This window comes from Curtobacterium sp. NPDC090217, from assembly GCF_044746705.1.
Classification (GTDB): Bacteria; Actinomycetota; Actinomycetes; order Actinomycetales; family Microbacteriaceae; genus Curtobacterium.
In genome coordinates, this window is the sequence record NZ_JBIVCR010000004.1 from 74041 (window position 1) to 95953 (window position 21913).

Below are 21913 nucleotides of genomic sequence, written 5' to 3' on the forward strand. Positions count from 1 at the left end.
CACGCGGACCGCACCGCGAAAGCGACAGTTTCCCGCGGGGACCTCGCGGTGAACTGTCGCTTTCGCGGGCGCTCTCGCGGGCGCTCTCGCGGGCGCTCTCGTGGGACGTGCCCGCTGGACCAGCCCGCCGCCCGGGTCACGCGTCGAACGGCACCGTCGACTCCCACGTGCCGTGCGAGAGCTCGACGGGCTCCGCACCGGGGAGGTCGAGCACGGCCGTCGCCCCGACCGGCACCGTGACGGTGACCGACAGCGTGCCGTCGGACACCGACCAGTCGATCGCGGCCTGGCCCCGTGGGGTGTCGAGCGTCGCCCCTGCGCTCGTCAGACCGCCGCCTGGTCTCGGCGCGAAGCGGATCGCCGCGTACCCGGGGGCAGCGGGGGCGATGCCGGCGACGACGCGGTGCATGAAGTCCGCGACGGACCCGAGCGCGTAGTGGTTGAACGACGTCATCCCGCCCGAGTTCACCCGGCCATCAGGCAGCAGCGAGTCCCAGCGCTCCCAGATCGTCGTCGCGCCCTGCGTGAGCGGGTAGAGCCACGACGGGCACTCGTCCTGCAGGAGCATCGCGTACGCGTCGTCGAGGTGCCCGGCGAGGAGCAGCGCGTCGCAGACCACCGGCGTCCCGGCGAACCCGGTGCCGATGCGGTGCCCGTTCGACCGCACGAGCTCCGACAGCCGGGCCCCGACCGGGCCGTCCGCGTCGACCAGCCCGAACACGATCGCGATCGCCGACGACGCCTGCGAGTCGTCGATGACGGTGCCGGAGGGCGTCAGGAACCGCGCCTGCCACGACGCCTTGATCCGCGCCGCGGTCTCCGCGTACGACGCGGCATCGGAGGTGTTCCCGAGCTCGGCCGCCCACGCCGCCAGCACCGACGTCGACCGGTACGAGTACGCCGTCGCCAGGCAGTACTTGTCGGCCTTGGCTGCTGCCGCGTCCTCCGGCGGCGCGAGCGGGTCGAGCCAGTCGCCGAACTCGAAGCCGTCGACCCGGACGAGGTCCTCGTCCCCGGAAGCGAGCACGCCGTCGACCCAGGCCTTCGCCGAAGCCCACTGGTCCTCGAGGAGCCCGCGGTCGCCGAACGCCTGGAACAGTCCCCACGGAGTGAGCGTCGCCGCGTCGCCCCAGACCGCCGCGTGGTGCCCGGCCGGGTCGGAGTCGGGGAGTGTCGGCACGAAGAACGGCACGCCGCCGTCCTCGCGCTGCTCGAGCGCCAGGTCCCTGAGCCACGACCGGAGCACCCCGGCGCAGTCGTAGAGGAACGCGGCCGTCGGCGTGAACACCTGCAGGTCCCCGGTCCACCCGAGTCGCTCGTCACGCTGCGGGCAGTCGGTCGGGACGTCGACGAAGTTGCCGCGCATCGACCAGACGACGTTCTCGTGCAGCTGCTCGAGCCGCGGGTCCGAGCAGCGGAACCACCCGGTGCGCCGCATGTCGGTGTGCACCACCTGCGCGACGACGTCCCCGGGCTCGAAGGAGGACACGGGCCAGCCCTCGACCTCGGCGTAGCGGAACCCGTGCACCGTGAAGCGCGGCTCCCACGACCCCTCGCCGTCGTCTCCCGGCCCCGAGTAGAACACGTCGGTGGCCTTCGCGGTGCGCAGTGGGCGGGTCGCGAGTTCGTCGTCCTGCATCACCTCGGCGTGCCGCAGCGTGACGCCGAACGGCCCGACGGGGTGGTTGCGGATCTTCAACCGACCGGGGAGGTTCTGCCCGAAGTCGAGCTGGATCGCCCCGGCGTCCCAGCGGCGCGACCACACCGGTTCGATCTCCTCGACCACGCGCACCACGGGGCCGTCGAAGGGGACGAGTGCCGCGGCGGGAGCGTCGAGCACCTCGACCGCGTCCCATGCGGCGTCGTCGAACCCGACGGTCTGCCAACCGTCGGGTTCGACCCTGCCGTCCCACTTCTCTCCGTCGTAGAGTCCGGAGAGCAGGATCCCGCCGCGCGCGGCGCGCCAGGAGTCATCGGTGCCGAAGGTCTCCGTGGAGCCGTCGGCGTACTCGACCTCGAGCTGGGCGATGAGCGCCAATCGGTCGCCGTACACGTTGCGGACACGGTCGTCCCAGGTGATCCGGCCGCGGTACCAGCCGTCGGCGAGACGAGCGCCGAGTGCGACCGTCCGCGGACCGCCGGCCAGGTGCTCGGTCGCGTCGTGCACCAGGTAGCGGACCCGGTGTCCGAAGGAGGTCCATCCAGGTGCGAGCTCCGCGTCACCGACGCGGACGCCGTCGACGGTGACCTCGTGGAGACCGAGGCTCGCCACCGCGAGCCGGGCGCGGACGACGTCGCCGCGCAGCGTCACCTCGCGCCGCAGGATCGGCGGCGCCTGGTCGACGCGGGTGTTCTCCCGCCACGGCGCGGCGACGAACGAGGCGGTCCAGTCGGTGTCGGACAGGAGGCCCGCCTCGACCTCCAGGGGCTCGCTCCAGTCCGTCACGGAGCCGTCCACCGCCGTGGTGCGGACCCGCCACACGGCGCGTTCGCGGGACGCGAGCGGGGCGAACGGCCACGGGACGAGGACCCCGGAGGCGTCCACCTCGGCGACGGCGCCGGCGTCGGTGCCGGCCGAGCGTTCGACGAGTTCGACCTCGGCGAGCCCTGGTTCCCAACCGGGTCCGGCCTCGGGGAGGTACCACGAGAGCCGCGGCTCGGCCGTGCCGATCCCGAGCGGGTCGCGGAGGTGTTCGACGCGGAGCCCGGTCGGGGCGAGCGGTCCCGTGGGAGCCGAGCCGCCTCCCTCGCAGGCTCGGTCGGCGCGTCCCGCGCGACGCTTCGCGTCGCCGTCGAGCGGGACGCGCCCGTCAGTCTCGGAACCAGCCACGCGTCGGGCGGATGCTGTCGTCGTGTCGGTCATGCGGGGGTCCTTTCGGTCAGTCCTTGATCCCGGACATCGTGATGCCCTGGATGAACGTCTTCTGGGCGAAGAAGAACAGGACCACGATGGGGATGAGGATGATGGTCGAGACGGCCATCAGCGGGCCGGTGGCGGTGTCGCCCTGCGCTCCCTGGAAGAACGTCAGGCCGAGCGACAGCGTGTACTGGCTCGACTTCGTGAGGTACAGCAGCGGCCCGAGCAGGTCGCTCCACGAGGCGAGGAACTGGAAGAGCATCACCGCGGCGAGTGCCGGCTTGCAGAGCGGCAGGATCACCTGGACGAAGATGCGGAGCTCCCCGGCGCCGTCGATCCTCGCGGCGTCGGTGAGGGCATCAGGGATGCCGAGGAAGAACTGTCGCATCAGGAAGATGAAGAACGGGATGCCGAAGAACGTCGGGACGATGAGCGGCAGGTACGTGCCCGTCCAGCCGACGTCGCGGTAGGCCACGAACAGCGGGACCATCGTCACGTAGAACGGCACCATCATCGTCGCGATGAGGATCGTGAAGATCCCGTTCCGCCACGGCCACCGGATGCGGGAGACGCCGTAGCCGACCATCGCGCTCGACAGCGCGGCGCCGATCATCGACGGCACGCAGATCACGAGGGTGTTCCAGAAGTACTGCAGCAGCGGGAACGCCTGCAGGCCGTACGTGTAGTTGCCCGTCGTGATGGTGTCCGGGAACCACTTCACCGGGAACGCGCCGATGTCCGCCTGGGTCTTGAACGACCCGGTGACCATCCAGATCAGCGGCATCAGGAACACGACGCTGAGGACGATGAGGACGGCGTGCTTCGCGATGGCCTCGGCGATGCGGGGCCACGTGAGCTTGCGGTGCTTCGGGACGGGGCGGGTCGGGTTGACCGACCCGCGCGGTTCGCCGGCGACGGCGGCGGCCGCCGTGGGGTTCTCGATCGCGGTCATCGTGCTTCGCCTCCGTAGTACACGCGGCGGCCCATGATGCGGTACGCCAGGATCGAGACGATGGCGATGATCACGAAGAGCACCCATCCGACCGCGCTCGAGTAGCCGAGTTGGTAGTGGTAGAACGCCGACTGGTACAGGTACACGCCGGACACGAGTGTGGAGCCGGCCGGGTCGCCGTAGCCGCCGGTCATCACGAACGCCTGGGTGAAGTACTGGAACCCGGCGATCAGGCCGGTGATCGTCGCGAACAGCAGCTGCGGGCTGATGAACGGCACGGTCACGTTCCGGAACTTCTGCCAGGCCCCGGCACCGTCGAGGGACGCCTGTTCGAGGAGGTCCTGCGGGACGCCCTGCAGCCCGGCGAGCAGGATCACCATGAGGTTCCCGACGCCCCACAGGCCGAACAGGATGAGCGCCGGCTTCGACCACGCGGGGTCGGAGAGCCAGCCGGGCCCCTGGATGCCGAAGATGCTCAGGACGTTGTTGATCACGCCGTACTGCGGGTTGAGGACGTACGCCCAGATGACCGCGCTGGCGACGATCGGGACGATGGACGGGATGAAGAAGATCACCCGGTAGATGCCGAGGCCCTTCACCCGGAGGTTGAGCAGCAGCGCGAGGCCGAGGGCGACCGCGATGCTGAGGGGCACCGAGATCACCGTGAGGAACAGGGTGTTCCCGAGGGACAACCACCACTGGTCGTCGGCGAAGAGCTGCGTGTAGTTCTGCCACCCGATCCACTGCTTCGTGCCGCCGAGCAGGTTCGCGTTCGTGAAGCTGTTGACGGCGCTCGTGATGATCGGACCGCCGGTGAAGACGACGAGGCCGATGATCGCCGGTGCGGTGAAGAACAGCCCCCACCCGAAGGTGGCGCGCTGCCGCTTCGTCCGGGGGATCCAGTGGGTGAGCCATGATGTCCCGCGGGGCTTCGGACCCCGTGTCGTGATGCTCCGTGTGACGCTCACGAGTTCTCCTTCCGGAATTCGTCGAACGCGGCGTTGACCGAGGCCTTGACCTTGGCCAGGGCGCGCTCCGGGGTGATCTGGCCGTAGATGGCCGAGCTCACCTGGATGTCGAGCGCGGTCGCGTAGGTGCTCGCGACGGGGATCGTCGGGCGGATGTTCTTCGCGGTGAGGAGGCCCTCGCGGTAGACGGCGATGTTCGGGTCCTTCTGGAACTCCGCCAGGACGGGGGAGTCGGACCAGCCGGGGAGCAGGGTGCCGTACTCGAAGTTCGACTGCGTACCCGCGTCCGAGATGGTCGCGAACTGCAGGAAGTCCCACGCGGAGTCGTGCTCCTTGGAGCCCTTCGGGATGAAGAGGTCGTAGCCGCCGAGCCAGGTCGCGCTCCCAGGAGAGCCGAGCCCCTCCGCGTAGGGGAAGAGCGTCGCGCCGAGTTCGACCTTCGCCTTGTCCCCGCTCCGGTAGACGTTCTGCGCGTCCGTCGTCGTCATCGGCGCCATGCCGACGTTGCCGCTCGCGATCGTCGGCAGGGTCTGCGACGGGCTGGTGACGGACAGGTGGCTCGCGCCGCCGACCTTCTTCGCGTAGTCGACCATCCACTGGAGCGCCTGGACGATGTTCGGGTCGTCGGGGGTGGCCTCCATGTTGTCGTCGCTCATGAACTTCCCGCCGAACGCGAAGCCGAACGTGAACATCGAGTTGCTGAAGCCGTAGTAGTCCCACGGCACGGTCCCGATCCGGGTGACCTGGTTGCCGCGCTTCTGCAGGATCTTGTCCGAGAACGCCTCGAGCTCGTCGATGGTCTTCGGCGGGGTCTCGGGGTCGAGGCCGGCCGACGCGAAGACCTTCTTGTTCCAGAACATCGGGAAGTTCACGTCGACGAGCACCGGCATCGCGTAGATGTCGTCCGTGGCCGTCATCTGCTTCCACACCGCCGGTGCGAAGTCGGCCGCACCGAGGCCGGCGGCCGCGATCCGGGCACCGAGTGGCTCGACGACGCCGTAGCCCGCGAACTGCGGGTACTCCTCTGGGGTGCAGAATGCCAGGTCCGGCGGGGTGCCCGCGGCGATGGCGGTCTGCAGACGGATCTGCGTGTTGCCGGACAGCGGCGCGTAGGTGACCCGGACGCCGGTGTGCGACTGCGACTGCTCGTAGAGGTCGGCGAGCTCGACCCAGGCGTTGCCGAGCGTGCCGCCCCAGATGTTGTACATCTCGACGACGTGCGCGCGGCCCGGTGCCGGGTCCTTGCTGAGCCTGAGGCCCTGCTGGTCGTCCGCGACGGCGCCGCCGGAGATCACGGTGCAGCCGGCGAGGCCGATCGTCGCGGTGCCGGCCGCGATGGCTGCGAGGAACGCCCGTCTCGACACGTCGCGTGCCGCGGGCCTGGTGGGCGGGTGTGGTGGTCGGCTCGTCATCGAGTACCTCCGGTCGTCGTCGTTGAAGATCGGGAACCACCGAGTACTGAATCGTTTCAGAACAGGTGGTTGGCGATGAATGTACGCCATTCGTCGTCGTGAGCGCCAGGGTTACATCAGAATGATGGAGAAATTGAAGTGCGGTTGGTTTTCACGAGCACGGCGCCCGCCTCGTACGTCGCTACGGGGTTTGCGAACGGCATCGGCCGGAGCTGTTCGGCGTCGACGAGCTGCAGGTCGGGGGCGCCGGTGACCAGCTGCGTGATCGCCTCCCGGATCTCGGCGCGCGCGAGCTGCTGGCCGATGCAGCCGTGGGGCCCGTGCCCGAACCCGAGGTGCCCGAAGGCGTCCCGCTCGACGTCGAAGCGCTCGGGGTCCTCGAATCGCCGAGGGTCCCGGTTCGCCCCGACCGGTGACACGGAGACCGTCTGCCCGGCGGCGACGGCCACCCCCTCGATCTCGACGTCCTCGGTCGCGGTGCGCGGGAACAGCGTGAGGAACATCGCACCGGTCCGCATGAACTCCTCGATCGCCGGACCCACCCGCTCCGGGTCGGCTCGGAGCCGCGCGAGCTGCTCCGGGTTCGTCAGCAGTGCCACCGTCGCGGTGGCGATGAGGTACGCCACGGAGTCGTGCCCGGCGCTCATCAGCTGGAAGACGAGCCCCTCGACCTCGACGCGAGAGAAGTCCGAGGCGAGCAGGTCGGTGATGACGTCCTCGCCCGGGTCCGCCGCGCGGGCGTCGACCACGGAGCGGATGAATTCGAACCTGGCCTGCGTGCTCGAACCCCGGACGAAGTGCTCGACGAACTCGGGCACGCGGTCCTCGTGCACGCCGATCACGCTGCAGTGGGTCTCGGCGGCGATCGGCTGCGCGTACTCCGAGAAGAGGTCGACGGGCCCGTCGTGGGCGAGCAGCCGGTGCAGGTGCCTCGCGACGCGATCGTGCACCTCGGGGCCGCGCTGGCGCACCTGCTTGACCGAGAAGCGCGCGGTGACGCCGCGGCGCATGCGCTGGTGCACGGCGCCGTCGAGTGCGAGCAGGTTCGCGGCGTCGATCGACCGGCGGGCGGCGTCGTCGAGCGGATCCGGGGTCCGTGTGGCCGGGACGGCGGCCCCGGCGGCGTCGGCGGCGGCCCCGTCGACGGCGTCGTGCGGGCGTGCCGGTCCGCGCGGCATCCGGTGCGGCACCTGACTGAACCGCGGGTCGGCCAGGATCGCCCGGGCGGCGTCGTAGCGGGTGACGATGAGCCCGACGTGCCCGTCGTCGTACGCGAGTGGCACGGCTGGTGCCTGGTCGCGCCACTCGGCGAAGTCGGGCGACGGGGTGAGCGGCGTGCCGTCGCCGGGGAGGGTGACGGCGTGGAAGGGGCATCCGGACATGGAGGTCTCCAGGAGTCAGGCGTGGGCGGGGACGGGTCGGACGAGTTCGGCCCGGGCTCGGCGGAAGGCACGGGGTGCGCCCCAGCCGACGACGCCGGTGGCGACCGCCCCGTCGCGTTGGACGAGCACGTCGCTGTCCTCCTGCCACGGGTCCAGTGGGCGTGCGGGGTCGAACGTGCCGACGGCCTGGATGCGGACGCCGTGCACCTCCGACCAGAAGAACGGGATCGGCGCGGGGAGCGGTTCGGCCGCGGTGATCGTCGCGGCGACCGACAGTGCTTGCTCGATGGCGTTCGTCTGGTGCTCGATGCGCGTCGATCGGCCGGTCACGGGGTCCGTCCAGCGTGCGACGTCGCCGATCGCGTACACGTCGGGTGCGGCCCTGCCGTGGTCGTCGCAGCACACCCCGTCCCGCACGGTGAGCCCCGATGCGGCGAGCCACGATGTCCTGGGGTGTCCGCCGGTGGCCGCCACGACGAGATCCGCTCGGAGGACGGAACCGCCGCCGAGGACCAGGCCGTCGGTCGCGACCCTGCGTGCACCGGCGTCGGCGCGCAAGTCCACACCGTTGTCGCGGTGCAGCTCGGCGAGCCGTTCGGACAGCAGCGTGCCGACGGTGCCGAACGACAGCCGGCCGCTCCGACCGACGAGGGCGACCTCGTGGCCATGGTGTCGGGCTGCGGACGCGATCTCGGATCCGAGCACGCCCGTCCCCATGACGACGACACGCTCGGCGCGCGCCCATGCGGACCGCAGCGCGACGGCGTCGTCGAGGGTCCGCAGGACGAACGCGTGCTCGATCCCCGGCAGCTCGGGCCGGACGGGCTCGACACCGGTCGCGATGACGAGGGCGTCGTAGTGCAGTCGGGCTCCGTCGACGGTCACGACGTGCGCCTCCGGATCGAGTGCGGTCGCGGTGGCGCCGGAGCGGAGCGTGACGTCGAGGCCGTCGAGTTCCGCGACCGTCCGGAGCACGGAGCGCGAGGGGTCCCACGAGCCGTCGAGGACCTGCTTCGAGAGCGGCGGCCGGGCGTACGGGGCGTGCGGTTCGGCGCCGACGAGGGTGATCGGGCCGTCGTGTCCCGCCGCACGGAGTGCCTCGGCGCAGGTCACCCCGGCGACACCGGCACCGACCACGACGACGTGCACCCTCATTCCTTGATCGTGATGGCACGCGCCGGGCAGAGCGCAGCTGCCCGACGTGCTGCCGGCTCGTCCGCGGCGTCCGGCACGTCGACGAGGAGCTCGACGATGCCGTCGTCGTCCTGGTCGAAGAGCTCGCCGGCGACGAGGGCACACTGCCCCGCTCCGACGCATGCACTGGTGTCGGCGATGATGCGCATCGTGTCTCCTGTCGTCGTCCGGTCCGCGTCGACCGGTGCACCCGACGCTAGGGCTCGCCGGGTGGTACGCGGCATGGGCGTGATCCGCAGAACATGGACATCTCGGTCAGGGATGGCGCGCAATACGCTCACCGTATGGACACAATGACCGAGGGTCCCGCGGTGGTCGCCGCCAACTGGTACCGCTTCCGCGCGGGTGAGCGGATCAGGCACGAGCGCGTCCTGAGCGTCTGCTTCCTCTGGGCGCTCGCCGGGACGGGCACGGTGCGCTCCTGCGGTGACCGGTTCACGCTGACGTCGGGGTCCGTCCTGCGGCTGCCGTGGGGCCACGACGTCGAGTACCTCGCCGACGACCGAGCGCCGTTCCGCCTGGGGACCGTGCACGTCGTCCCACGGCACGACCGGTCGACCCCGGTGCTGCCGGCGGTCGCGCACCAACCGGGTGACCCGCTCCACGACGCCGGCGATCGTCGCGGCGACCCCGGTCGACCGCGGCAGTCCGCGGCGACCACGTCCACGGCACGACGGATCGCCTCGCTCGGCGGGTACACGGTCGAGCGGTTCGGTGACGGTCCCTTCGACGAGGGGGTGTCACGTGCACTCGGCGCGCTCTTCGTCGCCGAGGACGGGCTCGACGCAGCCGGGGACGCGGCGGTACCGGCAGCGCTCGAGCTGATGACCGCCCACGTCCGTCGGAACCTCGACCGGCCGCTCCCCGTCGCCGAGATCGCGGCGGCCGGCGGGTGCAGCGTGTCCACCGCCGGTCGGCTGTTCGCCGCGCACCTCGGGACATCCGCGAGCGCCTGGGTCCGCTCGGTGCGGATGCGGGAGGCGGCCGAGATGCTGCGGTCGAGCGGACTCCGGGTCGGCGAGGTCGCCCGTGCCGTCGGGTTCGAGGACCAGCTCTACTTCTCACGGGTGTTCCGTGCCACCTTCGGAACACCGCCCAGCCGGTACGGGCTCGAACAGATCCGTCCATGACGCTTGACAATGCAGTCGCCTTCCGTGAATCGTTTCAGACGCTGAGCGCACGGCGGTGTCGGCGGATGGAGGAGCGATGGAGCCCCTGGCGACCGAGGTCGACGGCCGTGTCCGGTTCACCTGGCCCGTCACCAGCCCGCAGACGGCGTTCCGTCTCGTGGTCCGGGACGGCGACGCGGTCGTCTGGGACTCCGGCCGCATCCGGAGCGTCGAACCGTGGGGCACGTCGCCGACCGGTCTCCGGTTCGCACCGTGGCGGGAACACGATTGGGAGGCTCGGATCGAGTCGGGCGCGACGGTCACCTCCGAGCACGGCCGGTTCACCCCCACTCCCGTCGACGACGACGCGTGGCGGGGTGCCGAGTGGGTCACGGCGCCCGGCGTCGAGGACGCCGGCCCGGCGCCCCGCGAGCGATGCCACGACGGGGCTCTCGCCGCCCCGGTGCTCGAGGCCCAGGTGCACGCGGCTGCCCCGGTCCGCCGAGCGCTCCTGGCGGTGGCTGCCGGCGGACACGTCGACGTCCGGATCGACGGACGCCTGGCCTCGGACGAGGTCCTGTCGCCCACCACGACGCACTGGGACCGCCGCGTGCAGGTCGTCGTGCACGACGTCACCGCCGAGCTCGCCGACGGGGCGGAACACCTGCTCGGCCTCGAACTCGGCCGCGGGTTCTACGGGATGACCAACGCGAACGTCTGGGCGTGGGAGCGCGCGCCGTGGCATGCGGAGCCGCGCGTCCGCGCGGTCCTGCGGCTGGAACGCGAGGACGGGGCGGTGGACGTGATCCGCACCGGTCCGGACTGGACCGCGCGGCGCGGGACGATCCTCCTGGACGACCTGTACGGAGGTGAGGTGCACGACCTGCGCCGACGCCCCGGCCGACCGCTCGCCGCGCCGGCGTTGCCCGCCGTCGTCGTGACCGGTCCGGCCGGCGCGCTCGAGGCACGAGCCGAGCAACCGATCCGGGTCGTCCAGGAGCTCCGGCCGACCGCGATCACCCAGGCGGCTCCGGGGGAGTGGGTCGTCACGTTCCCCCGGGTCGTCGCCGGCTGGGTGCAGCTGCGGCTGCCCGCCGGAGCCGCTGGCGCAACGGTGCGGATCCGGTACGGCGAACGGCTGCGTCCGGACGGCCTGCCGAACGCCGACGACGAGAAGCACTACTTCGCCGACGGCTTCCAGACCGACGAGGTGACGCTCGACGAGGACGCGGCCTCGTGGGAGCCGCGGTTCTCCTACAAGGGGTTCCGGTACGTGCAGCTGTCCGGATGGCCGGAGCCGCTCGGGCCGACCGTGGCGGACGTCACCGCGCGGGTGGTCCGCACCGACGCCGAGGTCACGAGCACCTTCTCCGTCGACGACGGCCTGCTGCAGTGGATCCACGACGCGACCCTGCGGACCATGGAGAACAACCTGCACGGGTACCCGACCGACACCCCCAAGTACGAGAAGAACGGCTGGACCGGCGACGCCGCGGTCGGCGCGGACATGTTCCTGACGAACCTCGACGCCGCCGACGTGCTCACGAAGTGGGTCGGCGACCTCGCGGAGACGACCTCGCCCGGGCATCCGCCGGCGCTCATCGCCCCGAACGCCGGGGTGTTCGGCGTGGACGAGCGGGCTCCGGTGTGGCACTCGGCGCTGGTGACCGTGCCGTGGGACGTGTACCGGCACACCGGCGACGTCTCGGTGCTCGAGCGCCACGTCGAGGCGATGGAGTCCTACGCGCGGTTCGAGGTCGACCGGTCGCCGGACGGCATCGCGGACACGATCCTCGGTGACTGGGTCGCCCCGGGCACGGACCCCGGTGGCGGCAACCCGCCGGAGGACTCCCGGGTACCGGCGACGGCGTTCCTCGTCCGGATCCTCGACACCGTCACGCGGGTGGACGAGGTGCTCGGGCGGGACGCGTCCTGGGCGCGTGCTGCTGCCGCGCGTGTGCGGGACGCGTTCGTTGCCCGGTTCCTGGTCGACGGTGCCGTCCGGGGTTCGGGCGACGAGGGCTTCCGGCAATCGCACCAGGTGCTGGCGCTGGCGTTCGACCTGGTGCCCTCGTCCGCTCGTCCGGCGGTCGCGGCGGCACTCGCCGCTGACGTCCGCGCGCGCGGCGACCACCTCGACACCGGGGCGATCGGCACGAAGTGGCTGCTGCCCGTGCTCACCGACGCCGGGTACGCGTCCCTGGCGCTCGCCGTGGCGCGACAGACGACCGTGCCGTCGTGGGGTGCGTGGCGGGAGGCGGGTGCGACGTCGACATTCGAGCACTGGGACCTGGCGGCACGATCGCACGGGCACTACTTCCTCGGGACGGTCGACGACTGGCTGACCGGGTACGTCGCCGGGATCCGGCCGCTCGAGCCGGGGTGGCGGCGGTTCCTCGTCGCGCCGACGGTGTGCGGGCCGGTGGGGTCGGCGTCGTGCTCGGTGCGGACGCCGTACGGCGGGGCTGCTGTCCGGTGGGCGGTGGCCGGTGGATTCGTGTCGTTGTCGGTCACGGTGCCCCCTGGGACGGAGGCCGAGGTCCGGCTGCCTGATGGTCGGACCGAGGTGCTCGGGGTGGGGACGCACGCACTGACGAGCAAGCACTGACGAGCACGCTCTGAGCGTGCGCGTCCCGTGCAGGCGTTGACGGGCTCGTGCTTCGGCGTGCAACATGTGGAACATCACTGATCCGAGGAGGACGACGATGTTTCCGAAGACCCTGACCGCCGGTGCCCTGCTGACCGTGCTCGCGGGTGCGCTGCTCACCGCGGCCCCGGCGCACGCGGATCCGGACGCACCGGGCTGCACGGTGCTCGACGCCACAGCCGACCACGTGCACGGCCTCGTCGTGTTCGACCTGACGTGTTCCGAGCCGCGCGACGTCGTCGTCGACGCGACGGCATGGCACGGGTCCGCGGACGACCACGAGCGCGTCGACGGACAGACGGTGTCGAAGCGCGTGGGAGCAGGGGAGCGATGGAGCTCGGCGCTCTCGTTCGCGATCGACACCACGCCGTCGACCGACATGATCAGCGCACAGGTGCTCTCGTGGGTCGACCAGGGTGACACCCAGGAGCGCCCGGCGATCCTCGCCACGATCGACGGGTGATGCGCCGGCGGCGCGAATAGGGTCGGGTACATGCAGACACCCGTTCCCGGCACGCTCCGCGTCCTGCACCTGTCCGACACACACCTCACCGGGGACGGAGCGCTGCACCAGGGCACCGTCGACACGACGGCCGCGCTCGACGCCCTGCTCGAACGGCTCGACGTCGTCGAGGGCGTCGGCCTCGTGGTCGTCTCCGGAGACGTCTCCGAGGATGGGACCCCCGAGTCCTACGCGGCCCTGCTCGAACGCGCGGGCGGCTGGGCGGAGCGTCACGGTGCCGCGCTCGTCACGGTGCCCGGCAACCACGACCAGCGCGAGGGGTTCCGGCAGGTCCTCGCCAACGGGCACGTCCTCGGCGAGGGCGGCCGCCCGCTCATGCACACGATGGAGTACCACCCGCCGACGGTCCCGGTGTTCGGGCAGTCGCTCGTGGCCGGCCGGCGGATCGTCACGGTGGACACGAGCGTCCCCGGTGCCGGGTACGGCGAGGTCAGCGAGGAGTCACGCACCCGACTCCGGTCGGCGCTCGCCGAGGAGTCCGGTGCGCCGTACGGCTCGGTCGTCGTGCTGCACCACCCGCCGCTCCCGGCCCCGACCGCGCTGCACGAGGCACTCCGGCTGCAGAACCCCGAGGCGCTCGCGGACGTCATCCGCGGCACCGACGTGCGCGTCGTGCTCGCCGGGCACTACCACCACCACTTCGCGGGGAGCGTCGGCGGCGTGCCGGTGCTCGTCGCGCCGGGTGTCGCGAACGACACCGACGTCATCGGGGCGTACGGCGAGGAGTCGGCGTACGTCGGCACCGGTGCGCTCGTCGTGGACATCGCCGAGGACGGGTCGCTGTGGTCGACGCCCGTACGTGTGCCCGTCGCCGGGGCCGACCAGGTCGCGGTGCACCACGACGCCGACGCGGTCGCGCGCATCGTGGCCGCTGCCGGCAAGCGCTGACGCGCTACCGGGCGCAGCACTGCGGCAGTACCCCGGACGTTCGGGAACCTCCGCGTCAGCCGGAGTATGCCGGTGCGACAACGTCCGAAGGAGCGCGTCATGCGAACCGGCAGTGCAGTGCAGTACGACCGTTACGGCGGCTTCGACGTCGTCGAGCTCGTCGACCAGGAACGGCCGGAGCCGGGCCCCGGCGACGTGGTCGTCGAGGTCTCGGTCGCGGGCCTGAACCACATCGAGCGGTTCCTCCGTGAGGGCCGCCTGCAGGAGTTCATCGACCTCGAGTTCCCGGCACACCAGGGCGTCGACTTCGCCGGCGTGGTCCGAGCCCGCGGTGCCGAGGTCCGCGACCTGCACGTCGGCGACGAGGTGATGGGCCACGCGCCGCACGGCGGAGCGCACGCGACGTGGGTCAACGTGCCCCGCGGCGCGGTGGTCAAGAAGCCCGCGACGATGACGTTCGAGGTGGCCGGGAGCCTGTACCTCGCCGGCTGTACGGCGCTGTCCGTCGTGCGGGGCCTGCGGCTCGGGCCCGACGACACCGTCGTGATCAGTGCGGCTGCCGGTGGCGTCGGTCACATCGAGTGCCAGCTCGCGCGCGACGCCGGTGCGACCGTCATCGGGCTCGGCAGCCCGCGCAACCACGACGCCCTGCGGCAGATCGGCGTGCTGCCGGTGGCCTACGGCGACGGTGAGGAAGGCCGCATCACCGAGATCGCCGAGGGGCGGCCGATCACCGCCTTCATCGACAACCTCGACGGAGGGGACAACGCCGGGCTCGCGGAGCGACTCGGTGTCGCGGAGAACCGGTTCGTGTCCAGCGAGGACCGGCGAGACCTCGAGATCCGGTTCCTCCGTGCACCGGGCGACGACTCCGAGGCGGCCGAGATGCTCACGACGCTCGGCGACCTGGTCGAACGACACAAGGTGCAGTTCATCATCTCCGGGTACTACCCGTTCGAGTACATCGTCGACGCGTACGAGGACCTCGCCGAGATGCACTCCCGCGGCAAGGTCGTCGTCGGCATGCAGCCCGTGGAGACCGGGTCGCGGCTGCACTGGTACAAGTCCGAGAAGTCCCGCGACCTGCGGGACCCCGTCCCGCGGTCGGAGGCCAGCTGATCAGCTGAGGACGTCCTTCGTGGCGAACCGGCCGTACGCCAGCGTGCCGAACACCGCGACGTAGCCGAGCTGCAGCAGGGCGTTGCTGCCGAACGAGTCGAAGGCGATCGGGTCGCGGAGCAGATCGCCGAACCCGAGCCACTGATGTGAGAACAGGTACGGGTGCAGCCAGTCGAGCTGCGGGAGCTGGTCGAGGACCTGGGAGACGCCGGCGAGGACGACGGTCGAGGCCATCGCGCCGACCGGGACGTTCGTCAGCGTGGACGCGAAGAGCCCGATCGCCGACAGCCCGAGCATCGACAGGGTGACGTAGAGCGCGAGCAGCAGCGCCCGACCTGCGTACGACCATCCGTCGACCTGCGTGCCGGACAGCAGCGTCACCGGTCCGATCGGGAACAGCACGGCACCGATCGCCGCGCCGACGATGACGATCAGCAGCGTCGCCGCGAGGCAGAACGCGACCGCTCCGGCGTACTTCACGAGGATGAACCGCAGGCGTCCGGTGGGGGCGACGAGCAGGTACCGGATCGTGCCGTGGCTCGCCTCGCCCGCGACGGTGTCGCCGGCGACGACGCCCACGGTCAGCGGCAGGAACAGCGGGATCGACACCGTGAGCGCCGTGAACGACACGAACAGGCCGTTGTTCGTGATGTCACCGAGGAACGCCGGACCGCCGGAGTCGTCGCCGGTCGTCAGCCGCACGGCGACGGCGATGAGGATCGGGACCAACGCCAGTGCGCCGAGCATCGCCCAGGTGCGGCGGCGCCGGAACACGAGTGCCAGTTCGGAGCCGAGCAACGCGAACGGACGAGACGTCCGGGCAGGTGCGGTCGCGACGGTCTCAGGCTGCGACATCGAAGCCCTCCCCGGTGAGCGCGACGAAGAGGTCCTCGAGCGTGCCGCCACCGACCGCGAGGCCGCGGATCCGGACGTCGGCACGGACGAGTTCGGCCGCGATCGTCTCCGGCAGGACCTCGTGCGGCAGGTCGGCGACGAGGACGTCTGCTCCGCCCTCGTGCCGCGGGGTGAGCCCGAGCCGGGTGAGCACCGACCCCGCCTGACCCAGGTCCGGCGTGCGGACGGTCACCGTGCGGGCGCCGGCGGAGCGGAGCTCGTCGAGGGTGCCCTGCGCGACGAGCTTGCCGGTGCGCATCACCCCGGCGTGCGTGCAGACCTGCTCGATCTCGGCCAGCAGGTGACTCGACACGAACACCGTCGTGCCGTCGTCCGCCAGGGAACGGATGAGGTTCCGGACCTCTCGCGTGCCCTGCGGGTCGAGGCCGTTCGTCGGTTCGTCGAGCACCAGGAGTTCACGGGGCGAGAGCAGCGCGTTCGCCAGCCCCAGCCGCTGCTTCATGCCGAGCGAGTACGCGTGCGCCTTCTTGTCCGCGGCGTGCGACAACCCGACGCGGTCGAGTGCGCCGGCGACGCGGGCCTTGCGGGTGCGCGGGTCGGACGTCGGGTCGGCGGCGTCGAAGCGGCTGAGGTTCGCCCGGCCGGACAGGTACGGGTAGAACGCCGGTCCCTCGACGAGCGCGCCGACGCGCGGCAGCACCGTGTGCAACGCCCGGGGCATCGGCTCGCCGAGCACCTCGATGCTCCCCGCGGTCGCGGACGACAGCCCGAGGAGCATCCGGATGGTGGTCGTCTTGCCGGATCCGTTCGGCCCGAGGAACCCGAACACGGATCCACGGGGGACGGCGAGGTCGATGCCGTCGACCGCACGCTGCTTGCGGAAGACCTTCTGGAGGCCCGTGGTGCGGATCGCGAGGTCCGCTGCGGTCGCCTGGTCGACCGGGTCCACCGCCGTGGGCTCGGTCGTGCTCACTTCGCGGCGGCGACCAGGGAGGACACCGGCACGGCGCCCGCGAGGACGCGGCCGTCATCCGTGAGGTAGACCGACACGAGCGAGGTCTGGATCGCCCGGCCACCGTCGACCGCCTTGGTCAGCTGGTCGAGGAGCGCGGTCGCGTCAGCGCCGGCGGACGAGGTGTCCGCAGTGCCCGCCGGGAGTTCGGCGATGGTGTCCCAGCCCGAACCAGAGAAGGTCGGTGCGTCCGCGCGGTCGAACGCGTGCTCGCCCGTCCCCGCGTGGTCCGTCGGCACGTCGGAGAGGTCCTTCGTGGTGACCTTCGCGTTCGACGGCGGGGTGAAGTCGAAGAGCCGGGCGGCCGGGGCGCCGTACTGCAGGCTCGTGAAGCGCACCTGGAACGCCGGGTCGGACTGCCCCTTCGCCTGCACCGTCGCGCGGAGCGGCAGGCCGGTCTGCTTGTCCACGGCGAGCTGCACGCTCCCGACGAGGGTGTCGGACGACTTCGGGGAGAGGACGAGCTGCCAGGCGTCGTGCCCGGCGACCGTCGTCGAGGTCGGCTTCGCGACCTTCGTGCTCGGGCTGATCGCGTCGATGGCCTTCGTCGCGATGTCCGACGGGGTCGCCGTGCCGTCCTCGAACGACTTCTGCGCGTCGGACGGCAGGGTCACGTGCGTGGCTTCGCGCTGCTTCGAGTCCCAGGTCCACACGTCGCTGCCGTTGCGGATCAGGTCCTGCTCGGCGAGCTGCTCGGTGACTTGCACGCGCTGCTTCGTCGCACCGTCGGCGTACACGCGGGCGGTGTGCGATGACGTCAGCATGCTGATCGCGTCGGAGGCGTTGCCTTCGAGCGACGACCCGCCGGAGCCGGTGGGGAGTTCAGGGAGTCCGAGGTCGCTCGTCTGCGAGAGCTTGCCGGAGTACTGCGCGTCCGACGACTTCGCGACGCTGGCGATCACCTCGGCGGCGGTCGGGTTCGATCCGGCGAGCGGGGTGCTCGTGGCGTTGGCGAGGGCGGGAGCGGCGATGGCGCCGGCGACGACCACCGGAGCGATGACGGCTGGCAGCCAGGCGGACTTCTTCATCGGTGGTTCCCTCTCCTCGGATGGCGCGTTCGAGTCGTCAGCACACTAGGTCCGGCAACCGACAGTCCGCTGTGCACCTGGCGCTCCTCGGATCGTTCGTAGACTCGGAGCTGACCGGGCGACGGTCGATGGCGGCGAAGGAGGCGGCATGCGGGCGGTGCTCGGTCTGGACATCGGGACGTCGAGCACGAAGGCACTGCTCGTGCGGGTCGACGGCACCGTGATCGCCGAGGTCGGCCGCCACCACGACGTCGACCGACCCGAGCAGGGAATCGTCGAGATGGACCCCGCCGTCTGGTGGGACGAGTTCCGCGACCTGACGCGGGAGCTCCTCGCGCTGGCACCCGACGCAGTCGTCGAGTCCGTCGGGGTCAGCGGCATCGGCCCGTGCGTGCTCCTCACCGATGGCGCCGGCGACCCGCTCCGGCCGGCGATCCTCTACGGCGTCGACACCCGGACGTCCGGCATGCTCGACGACCTGACGGCGGAGCTCGGCGGCGAGGACGTCGTCCGTGCACGCTGCGGATCGGCGCTCAGCACCCAGGCGGCCGGCGCGAAGCTCGCCTGGGTCGCACGGAACGAACCCGAGGTGTGGGCGAGGTCCGCGCGCTTCACGATGCCCTCGTCCCGGATCGTCGAACTGCTCACGGGGGAGTACGTCCTCGACCACCACTCGGCGAGCCAGACGACCCCGCTCTACGACGTCCACACGAACGAGTGGATCCCCGAGTGGTGCGCGCGGATCGCACCCGACCTGCCCATGCCCCGACTGCTCTGGTCCGGTGACGCCGCCGGGACGGTGACCGACGAGGCGGCCGCGGCCACGGGCCTCCCGGCCGGGATCCCCGTGACCGCGGGGACCATCGACGCATGGGCCGAGGGCGTGAGCGTCGGTGAGTCCGTCCCTGGACGGATGTTCCTGCAGTACGGCACCACGATGTTCATGATCGTGCCGACCGACGCGCCCACGTCGGTGCCGGGGATGTGGACGACGGTCGGGACGCACCCCGGCCAGCCGTCGGTGTCCGGGGGGATGGCGACCTCCGGCGCGATCACGGAGTGGCTCCGCAAGCTCGTGGACGGCGACTGGCCGTCCATGCTGCGCGAGGCCGACGCAGCCGGGATCGGCGCGAACGGGTTGCTCATGCTGCCGTACTTCGCGGGGGAGCGGACGCCGATCGCGGACCCGGACGCGCGGGGTGTGATCGCGGGGTTGACCGTGCGGCACACCCGTGGCGACCTGTACCGGGCGACGCTCGAGGCGACGGCGTACGCGGTGCGGCACAACGTCGAGGTGCTGCGGGCGGCGGGAGTGCCGGTGCGCGAGCTGGTCGGGGCGGGCGGTGGACTGCTCGGACGGCTCTGGCCGACGATCGTCAGCGACGTGACGGGCCTGCCGCAGACGATCCCGTCGGTGACCGTGGGGGCGTCCTACGGGTCGGCGTTCCTGGCGGCGGCGCTCGTGGCGGACGTCGACATCCCGCGGTGGAACCCGCCGGTGACGGTCATCGAGCCGAACCCCGACGCGCACGCGGCGTACGGGCCCGGGTACGAGGACTACCGCGAGCTCTACGAGGCGACGAAGTCGGTCGTGCACCGCCTGGCCGCGCGCGGCTGAGGCGGCCCGCACAATGATCGCGCCCCGTTGCGAACACCGCGCCCGCGTGTGACGGGGCGCGATGTCCGCGACGGGGCGCGATCGGCTCGATCGGGCGGTTACGCGGTCGCGTCGACCCCCGCGGGCGCCGAGCCGTCGTACTCGCAGATCGCCTGGACCTTCGCGGCGCTGGCGCTCGACGTGTCGAACTCGTAGCCGAGCCACTCACGAGCGAGACGCCGCGCGAGCTCCACGCCGATGACCCGCTGCCCCATGCAGAGGACCTGGGCGTCGTTCGACAGGACCGAACGCTCGACGCTGAACGAGTCGTGCGCGGTGACGGCCCGGATCCCGGGGACCTTGTTCGCGCTGATCGCGACGCCGAGCCCGGTGCCGCAGATCAGGATGGCGCGGTCGGCCTCACCGTTCGCCACCATCCGGGCAGCGTCCACGGCGACGTGCGGGTAGGCGGTGTGCCCGTCCGCGTCCACTCCGACGTCGGTGACGTCAGAGACCCGGTCGTCGGCCAGCAGGTCCTGCTTGATGATCTCCTTGTAGTCGAATCCGGCGTCGTCCGAGCCGATCACGAGACGGTACGTCATGCGTTCGTTCCTTCCTTGTCTGCACTCCGCGTAGCGAGGACCTCGCCGACACGCGTCAGGATCATCCCCATCGAGGTGGCACCCGCGTCGGGTGTCCCCAGGCTCTTCTCCGCCAGCGGTCGGGCACGCCCGACCTTCGGCGTGAGGTCGGCGGTCGCCGCGGCTTCCGACACCGCGACCTGGGCGGCAGCCTGCCACGCCTCGGTGAGCGAGTCCCCGGCATCGACCGAGGACCGCAGCGCATCCACGAACGGCAACAGTGCGTCGAGGAGCGTCTTGTCCCCTCGCGACGCCCCGCCGAGGTGCACGATCGAGTCCGCGAAGGCCTGCGCGGCGGCCACGACGTCCGACGCCTCGTACGCGTCCCGGTCGTCGCCGAGCGAGCGGCCGAAGGCCTCGAGCGCCGCACCCCACAGGACCCCGGAGGTGCCGCCTGCGAACTCGGCCCACGCGTCACCGGCGCGTCCGAGGACGAAGGCGACCCCTGCCTCCTGTCCGACCCGGTCGACCGCCTTGCGGGCGGCACCGATCCCCTTGACCATGCCGCGACCGTGGTCGCCGTCACCGGCGACCGCGTCGATCCGGCCGAGTTCCTCCTCGTGCTCACGGAGGAGTGCGTCGATCGCCTCGACCGCGCTGCGGACCGTCTGCGCCGCCTGCCTGGAGGCATCGGTCGCCTCCGGCACGACGGTCGCCGCCTCCTCGGCGTCGGCCACCGCCTCGGCCGGCACGAGCGCGCTGACCGGCGCCGCCACCTTGCGGTACGCGGGCGTGTACGCGTCGGCGCGCCACAGCGCTTCGAGCTCGTCGTCGAGCCACTGCAGCGTGAGCGAGCAGCCGCCCATGTCGAGGCTCGTCACGAGTTCGCCGACCTCGGGTTCGACGACCTCGATTCCGGCGTCCCGGAGCAGCGGGAGCACGCGACCCCAGAGCAGGAACAGTTCTTCGTACTTCGTGTCGCCGAGGCCGTTCAGGATCGGCGCGACGCGCGTGCCGGCTCCGGCGGGGCGGTCGTCGAGCAGCCGCGACACCAGCAGGGACGCGAGCTCGGTCGCGCGGAGGAGCGGGACGTCCTCGATGCCGGGTTCGCCGTGGATGCCGAGTCCGAGGCCGAGGTGACCGTTCGGCACGGTGAACAGCGGCTCGGTCGCGCCGGGCATGGTGCAGCCGGAGAACGCGACGCCGATCGTGCGGGTCGCCGCGTTGGACGCGTTCCCGATGCGCTCGACTTCGTCGAGGGTGGCGCCGGAGGCGGCGGCCGCGCCCATCGCCTTGAACACCGAGAAGTCCCCGGCGATCCCGCGGCGCTTCGACTCCTCGTCGGCGCTCGCGATGTCGTCGGTGACGATCACGATCCGCGTGTCGATGCCCTCGGCGTTCAACCGCTCGGCGGCGAGCCCGAAGTTCATCGTGTCGCCGGCGTAGTTGCCGAACGACAGCACGACGCCCTTGCCCTGGTCGGCGGCCTTGGCGACCGCGTAGACCTGGGCGGTCGACGGCGAGGTGAAGATGTTGCCGACGACGGCGCCGGTGGCGAAGCCGGGGCCGACCACGCCGCAGAACGCGGGGTAGTGACCGGATCCGCCGCCGACGACGACCGCGACCTGCGGATCCGCCCCCTCGGTCGGCAGGGCGACGACGCCGCCGTGGACACCGCGCACCCGGTCGGCGTACAGCGCGAGCCAGCCGGCGAGCTGGTCCTCCGCGAACTCGTCCGGGTCGTCGTGGATCGTGGTCATGTGGTGCTGTCCTTCGTGTGGAGGTGGAT

General features: G+C 71.6%; 18 protein-coding genes. 6 read left to right on the forward strand and 12 right to left on the reverse strand.

The genetic code is table 11. The features are described 5' to 3' along the window. Positions 1-136: 136 nt before the first annotated feature. From ACIPJ2_RS14530 to ACIPJ2_RS14560, 7 genes are all read right to left on the reverse strand, one after another. Positions 137-2863 (reverse strand): family 78 glycoside hydrolase catalytic domain, encoded by a 2727-nt coding sequence (locus tag ACIPJ2_RS14530; RefSeq protein WP_402729406.1) that lies wholly within the window; start codon positions 2861-2863, stop codon positions 137-139. A 16-nt stretch (positions 2864-2879) separates the two neighbouring features. Then, positions 2880-3809, reverse strand: a complete 930-nt coding sequence (locus tag ACIPJ2_RS14535; protein WP_402729407.1) for a carbohydrate ABC transporter permease — start codon at positions 3807-3809, stop codon at positions 2880-2882. Further along, positions 3806-4777 (reverse strand): carbohydrate ABC transporter permease, encoded by a 972-nt coding sequence (locus tag ACIPJ2_RS14540; RefSeq protein ID WP_402729408.1) that lies wholly within the window; start codon positions 4775-4777, stop codon positions 3806-3808. Before ACIPJ2_RS14540 ends, ACIPJ2_RS14535 begins: the two co-directional genes overlap by 4 nt. After that, the gene (locus tag ACIPJ2_RS14545; RefSeq protein WP_402729409.1) at positions 4774-6189 is read right to left on the reverse strand and encodes an ABC transporter substrate-binding protein; all 1416 of its coding nucleotides are present in this window, start codon (positions 6187-6189) and stop codon (positions 4774-4776) included. The genes ACIPJ2_RS14540 and ACIPJ2_RS14545 overlap by 4 nt, the downstream gene beginning before the upstream one ends. A gap of 116 nt (positions 6190-6305) precedes the next feature. Further along, a complete protein-coding gene (locus tag ACIPJ2_RS14550) occupies positions 6306-7571 on the reverse strand; it encodes a cytochrome P450 (RefSeq protein WP_402729410.1) in 1266 nt (421 codons plus the stop codon). Between the two features lie 15 nt (positions 7572-7586). Further along, complete coding sequence (locus tag ACIPJ2_RS14555; protein WP_402729411.1) at positions 7587-8726, reverse strand: NAD(P)/FAD-dependent oxidoreductase; 1140 nt, start codon at positions 8724-8726, stop codon at positions 7587-7589. After that, positions 8723-8914 carry a ferredoxin gene (locus tag ACIPJ2_RS14560; RefSeq protein WP_402729412.1) on the reverse strand — a complete coding sequence of 64 codons (192 nt, stop codon included), beginning with the start codon at positions 8912-8914 and terminating at the stop codon, positions 8723-8725. Before ACIPJ2_RS14560 ends, ACIPJ2_RS14555 begins: the two co-directional genes overlap by 4 nt. A gap of 135 nt (positions 8915-9049) precedes the next feature. Here ACIPJ2_RS14560 and ACIPJ2_RS14565 point away from each other — a divergent pair, with 135 nt between their 5' ends. From ACIPJ2_RS14565 to ACIPJ2_RS14585, 5 genes are all read left to right on the forward strand, one after another. After that, positions 9050-9895 carry a helix-turn-helix transcriptional regulator gene (locus ACIPJ2_RS14565; protein ID WP_402729413.1) on the forward strand — a complete coding sequence of 282 codons (846 nt, stop codon included), beginning with the start codon at positions 9050-9052 and terminating at the stop codon, positions 9893-9895. Between the two features lie 76 nt (positions 9896-9971). Continuing rightward, positions 9972-12482, forward strand: a complete 2511-nt coding sequence (locus ACIPJ2_RS14570) for a family 78 glycoside hydrolase catalytic domain (RefSeq protein ID WP_402729414.1) — start codon at positions 9972-9974, stop codon at positions 12480-12482. Positions 12483-12579: 97 nt separating this feature from the next. After that, a complete protein-coding gene (locus ACIPJ2_RS14575) occupies positions 12580-12984 on the forward strand; it encodes a hypothetical protein (RefSeq protein ID WP_402729415.1) in 405 nt (134 codons plus the stop codon). A gap of 30 nt (positions 12985-13014) precedes the next feature. After that, on the forward strand, positions 13015-13932 hold the full coding sequence (locus ACIPJ2_RS14580; protein WP_402729416.1) for a metallophosphoesterase: 918 nt from the start codon (positions 13015-13017) through the stop codon (positions 13930-13932). 99 nt (positions 13933-14031) lie between these two features. Beyond that, entirely contained in the window at positions 14032-15051 is a 1020-nt protein-coding gene (locus ACIPJ2_RS14585; RefSeq protein ID WP_402729417.1) for an NADP-dependent oxidoreductase, read from the forward strand. On the opposite strand, the gene ACIPJ2_RS14590 is transcribed toward ACIPJ2_RS14585, so the two are convergent. From ACIPJ2_RS14590 to ACIPJ2_RS14600, 3 genes are read right to left on the reverse strand one after another with little or no spacing between them, the layout of a single operon-like run. Continuing rightward, the gene (locus ACIPJ2_RS14590) at positions 15052-15906 is read right to left on the reverse strand and encodes an ABC transporter permease (protein WP_402729418.1); all 855 of its coding nucleotides are present in this window, start codon (positions 15904-15906) and stop codon (positions 15052-15054) included. Further along, positions 15893-16879, reverse strand: a complete 987-nt coding sequence (locus ACIPJ2_RS14595; protein ID WP_402729419.1) for an ABC transporter ATP-binding protein — start codon at positions 16877-16879, stop codon at positions 15893-15895. The genes ACIPJ2_RS14590 and ACIPJ2_RS14595 overlap by 14 nt, the downstream gene beginning before the upstream one ends. After that, complete coding sequence (locus ACIPJ2_RS14600; protein WP_402729420.1) at positions 16876-17946, reverse strand: outer membrane lipoprotein carrier protein LolA; 1071 nt, start codon at positions 17944-17946, stop codon at positions 16876-16878. Before ACIPJ2_RS14600 ends, ACIPJ2_RS14595 begins: the two co-directional genes overlap by 4 nt. A gap of 148 nt (positions 17947-18094) precedes the next feature. Between ACIPJ2_RS14600 and ACIPJ2_RS14605 the strand changes: the two genes are divergently transcribed. After that, positions 18095-19564, forward strand: a complete 1470-nt coding sequence (locus tag ACIPJ2_RS14605) for an FGGY-family carbohydrate kinase (protein WP_402729421.1) — start codon at positions 18095-18097, stop codon at positions 19562-19564. Between the two features lie 98 nt (positions 19565-19662). Here ACIPJ2_RS14605 and ACIPJ2_RS14610 read toward each other — a convergent pair whose 3' ends face one another. Further along, a complete protein-coding gene (locus ACIPJ2_RS14610) occupies positions 19663-20145 on the reverse strand; it encodes a ribose-5-phosphate isomerase (protein WP_402729422.1) in 483 nt (160 codons plus the stop codon). Beyond that, positions 20142-21884, reverse strand: coding sequence for a dihydroxyacetone kinase family protein (locus ACIPJ2_RS14615; protein ID WP_402729423.1), 1743 nt, complete (start codon positions 21882-21884; stop codon positions 20142-20144). Before ACIPJ2_RS14615 ends, ACIPJ2_RS14610 begins: the two co-directional genes overlap by 4 nt. Positions 21885-21913: the final 29 nt, after the last annotated feature.